We start from the raw sequence: 5,007 nt of genomic DNA on the forward strand, positions 1-5,007 counted from the left end.
GCGGTACCCGAGGCGGGCGAACGCTTCCCCGGGAAGGGCGGGTTCCCCGTCTCGCGCCGACGGCGCAAGGACGGGCGCTATGACATCTATATCGAGGACGACGCCTACAACTTCCTGATCTACGGGATGACCCGTTCCGGGAAGGGGGAGACGGCGATCTTCCCGTCGATCGACCTGTACAGCCGAGCAGAGAAGCAGTCGAGCATGGTTTTACACGACCCTAAGGGGGAGCTCTACACGGCGTCCCGGGCGACGCTCGAGGAGCGCGGGTACCGCGTCCTCGCGCTGAACCTGGCCGACCCGACGAACTCGATGCCGTACAACCCGCTCGGGGCGGTCATCCGCGCCTATCGGCAGGGGCTCGCCGAGGCGAAGGCCACAGGAGGGCGACCGAACCTCGACCGTGCCGTCGCCTATGCCGAGACCGTCGTGGTCTCGTTCTTCTACGACCCGAAGGACCCGGAAAACTTCTGGATCAAGTCGGCGCGTGCGCTCGCGAACGCATTGATCCTCGCCGTGTGCGAGGAGGCGGCGCAGGTCGAGCAGCAATTGCGCCGGCTCGTCCCGGGCAGAGACGAGGCCTACTATGACCGCCATTCGTGGGACCGCGTCACGATCTATCAAGTGGCGAAGATGCTCGAGGAATATCGTCCAATCCAGGACCCCGAGACCGGGCAGGAGTTCTTCCCGCTCGACGCCTACTATGGTCAGATGGAGTCGACGCATCCGGCCAAGACGGCGTACGGCGCGTTCAGTTTCGCCGAGAAGAAGGCACGGAGTGGGATCTGTCTGTCGCTACTCGAGAAGTTCCAGGCGTTCACGTCGGACCAGATCGCGAAGATGATGAGCCTCGACACGGTCGACCTGTCGGCCATCGGGTTCGACGAGGAGCGCCCGACGGCGATCTTCCTCATCGTCCCGGACTACGACCGGAAGTATCACGTCATCGCGTCGCTGTTCATCAATCAGCTGTATTTCCTGCTCGTCGAGGAGGCGTCCCGACGCCGGGGCCAACGCTGCACACGTGAGGTGGTGTTCATCCTCGACGAGGCCGGGAACATGCCTCCGATCGAGGGGTTAGAGAGCATCGTGACGGTGTGCCTGAGCCGGAACATCCGGTTCCACCTGTACCTTCAGGCGTACGGCCAGCTCGTCGCACAGTACAACGAGCACATCGCCAAGACGGTCGCCGGGAACTGTGGCTACCAGGTGTTCATCCACTCGGCGGACTATGAGACGTGCAAGATGTTCTCGAACCTGTTGGGGAACCGGACGGAGACGACCGTCTCCCGTCAGGGCGGGCTGTTGACGCTCGACAAGAGCTTCAACGAGTCGAGCCATGAGCGCGAGCTCATGACCCCGAACGAGCTGATGCATCTCCAGGAACGCGAGTGGATTCTGTTCCGCCCGTTGAAACGGAAACGGCTCGACGGGAGCCCGATGTTCTCATACCCGATCTTCAATAAGGGCGAGTCGCGGATGCGCTACCGGTACGAGTACCTGTCAGAGTGGTTCGACCCGTCGAGAAGCGTCGGCGAGGTCGGCAGTCGCGCGGCGCACGCCGACCGTTCGATCGACGAGCTGATGTACGTCCAGGCGGACGTCTACGTGGCACGCCTGTTGGAGGACGGGGAGAACGTCCGAATGGATCAGGGGGGCATGCAGGCGTCGCTGACACAGGCAGTGGACATGTTGTCGTCCACCGCCGTGTCGCATGAGCCCGAGCCCTCGACGCCCGCGCCAGTTGCGGTCCCGGTCGAGACGAAGGTCGGGCGGGGCTATACCCCGGCCCCGGAATCACCGGTGGACGAGGACTGGATGACGCAGGAACAGAAAGACCTGTTGTTCAAGGAATACATGGACCAGGTCATCGCATGGCGCGAACGCCGTGTGTATGACGGCCCGATCACGCGTTTCACGCCCCCAGAGGGCGCTCCGGCCCCAGAAGACACCGTGGACGCGTCCACCGGACAGAAGGAGGGATCAGGTCCATCTGAATCCTCCACGGTCAAACCAGAGTCCTCCTCGACGCCCCTCCCGACGCACGGGACGGACGTCCCGGCCAAGTCGGAGAGTGAGACGGAGACGCCGGCCACACCATCCGGGCTCGACCTGTTGGACGACACGTTCGGCATGAGCCCTGAACCGACGCAAGAGGAACCCGTCCGCCCTTCTCCCGAACCGGATGAAGGGGAACCTCACGACTCGAACGACGAAGAGCCGAATACAGATGAGAAGACGCGGACACTCGAAGAGTGGATCGACCTGAAAAAGGAACAGGTACCGCTCTCGAAACGGACGATGACGATTCTGATTGATTTAGAGGATGTCGTCGACATTTTCGCCCCGATTGATCAGGAGACGGCGGAGAAACTACTCCGACCTTATCTTTTGGGAGAGGGGGAAGGTGATACGGAAAACTAAGGAGGAACCATGATGAAACGAATGCGATGGAATGTATTGCTGATCGGTGCCCTGTTGATGCTCGGCGGGTTGTTGTTGACGCTGTCGGGCTGTGGCCGGGCGGAAGCGCTCGACACGCTGTACGAGGGCGAGGGTCCGACGGTCATCACCTATACGGAGGCCAATGAGATGTTAGAGGCAGGCAAAACGTTCTTCTTTTATGAGGGTGACAGCTTTGACATCGCCGGTGAATCGAAAGTATCGGAGATGATGGACCGGGTGTTCAAGGAGAAGGAGGTTCACTATTTCGTCATCGACAAAGAAGAAAATCCATACAATGATCAGATTTATGCGTTATTCCATTCGAAATACAGTGAAATCGGTCTCGTCCATGACGGTGAGATTTATCGTGGGAAACAAACCCTCGTCGCCGAGGGCGGGAAGACGCGCGAGGATATCGAGCGTGACGTGGACAAGGATGTCCAAGAACTTTTGTCGCTAGTTGACCAATAAGCAAGAAATCAGGACGGCCCTCATGTGGCCGTCCTTTTGTGTACGTGCCCAGATATCGGGCAGAAAGGAAGGGAAAGGCAATTGGAAATCAATGCAACGTTATATGAGACCTTCAGTCCGTATTTTGATGTCACGAGCATCATGTCGGATTACTTCCGCACGGTGCTCTGGGGCTGGATGCTCGGTCTCCTATCGCTTCTGCAGGGCGTCGAGACGCTGTACACGGGCATCGACGAGCTGTTCCGTGGGTTCTTCACGAACCCGCTCATCGGGCGGTTGGAGGGCGTGTTCGCCTTCTTCTTCTGGACGTTCATGATGATCCAAGGGGTCATCCTCGGCTACATGATGTTCGTCAATCCTCAGATGAAGTACGGGAACGTGTTCCAGGCGTTCTTCTTCGCCATCGTCGTCGTGTTGATCGTGCCGGACGTCGTCTCGAAGGGGCTCGACCTGAGCGACAGTGGCCAGGTGTTCGTCGAGGAGGCCACGAACGGTGGGGATGTCGACATCCCGTTGACGGAGGTCGTCGTACGGGGCAACGTGTATGACATCAAGCAGTTCATGGAGGACGGGTGGCGGACGTCCCCGGACGAGATGACGCTCAGCCAAAAGAACGAGATCGACTCCCGTCAGAGCTTCGTCTTGTTGAACCCGGTGGCCCGAGTCACGGACGAGATGATGGAGACGGATATGGACAAGAAAATCCTGACCCGATACTGGGACTCGTCTCAAAACAAAGCGGTCGAACTGGATGACGGGATATTTGGGATCGGGGCGACGAAGTATTACCGCTATCACATCAATTTCCTCCCGATCTTCGTTCAACTCATTGTCCTCGCCTTCGCGCTCCTGTTCGTCGCGTTCAAGACGGCGATGTTGCTGTATGAGATTCTGCTTGCGCAGGTGCTCGCCCCGATTGCGGCCGCCATCGGCGCGCGGGAGAGCGACACGATGCGCAATATCTTTACCGAGTTGGCGCAGAAGCTCCTGACGCTCGTCATCCTCGTGCTCGGGTTCCGGCTCTATCTGTATTTCAGCAATCTGCTGTTCGCGTCGGATCAGGGCGGGCTCGCCAAACTGATCGGTCTGTTCGTCCTGACTGTTGGACTGTTCAAAGGGATCACGTACTTTGACAACAAGTTCGGGACGCGTGCCGGGCTCCGTGAGGGCGTCGACATGGCCCGTGCGGGCGGTTCGGTGTTCACGGCCCCACTCTCAGCCGGGATCGGCGCGATGACGGGCGCCGCGGCGGTCAAACGCTCGGCCGAGACGCTCAAGGGCAAGAAGAACGACGCTTTGCCGGTCCCGCTCAGGATCGACTACGGCGACTCGAAGAAGGACAAGACCGGATCATCAGCGGACGCGACATCGACCGCGGCGTCCCGCTCGCCATTGGCCAAGTACGCCAAGAATGGTTGGAAGACGGACCCGCCAAAGGGTGGCGCGACGGAGTCGAAACCGGACGCCTCGTCCGCCTCGAAGGACGCACAGGCAACGCCTGACGTGACAGGACAATCGACACCAGAATCGAAGAAGACAGAAACGGGACCGACACCTCGGAAACGTTGGAAGTGGCAAACCCCACGGCCTGATGAAGAGAAACCGGCGGGACAGGTGACCGTCGAGAGTTCAGCGCCTGGAACGCAGGAAGAATCGGTCCCGTCAGAACCGGCTCCTGAACCTGAGTCAAGCACGAGACCGCGTGGACGGTATGGATGGCAGACGTCACAGTCGGGTGAGCCTGCCCGGACCGGACAGGCGGGACCCGATCCGGATTCATCGACCGGAGAAGCGAGCCCCCCACCTCCACAACCACAACCATGGCGATGGAGACGTGGGATGAAGGCGAACGAGCAACCGAAACATCCTGACACGACCGTCCCACCTGAAGCACGTGCGGCGTACGACAAGACGCCTTCCCCGCCACCCCTGACGGAGCCGACGCCCCGTCAGACCTCGCCACGACCGGCGACACCACAACGGCCAGAACGGCCGAAAGGAGAGATGAGACATGATCCGACGATTCCGCGAACGGCTGGAACGGTTCCAGCTGAGACGCATCCAAGACGGGCAGGCGAGACCCCGGAGGCA

Annotated in this window: 3 protein-coding genes; all 3 read left to right on the forward strand. The window is 60.2% G+C overall.

The features are described from left to right. Positions 1-2,424 (forward strand): VirD4-like conjugal transfer protein, CD1115 family (locus tag GVY42_RS16370; protein WP_159565753.1); only part of this gene is annotated, 2,424 nt, incomplete at its 5' end. A gap of 12 nt (positions 2,425-2,436) precedes the next feature. Then, positions 2,437-2,916 carry a hypothetical protein gene (locus GVY42_RS16375; protein ID WP_159563741.1) on the forward strand — a complete coding sequence of 160 codons (480 nt, stop codon included), beginning with the start codon at positions 2,437-2,439 and terminating at the stop codon, positions 2,914-2,916. Positions 2,917-2,997: 81 nt separating this feature from the next. After that, on the forward strand, positions 2,998-5,007 hold a 2,010-nt coding region (locus GVY42_RS16380; protein WP_159563740.1), incomplete at its 3' end, for a pLS20_p028 family conjugation system transmembrane protein.

The organism is Exiguobacterium sp. 8A, from assembly GCF_902506275.1.
GTDB classification, from domain to species: Bacteria; Bacillota; Bacilli; order Exiguobacteriales; family Exiguobacteriaceae; genus Exiguobacterium; species Exiguobacterium profundum.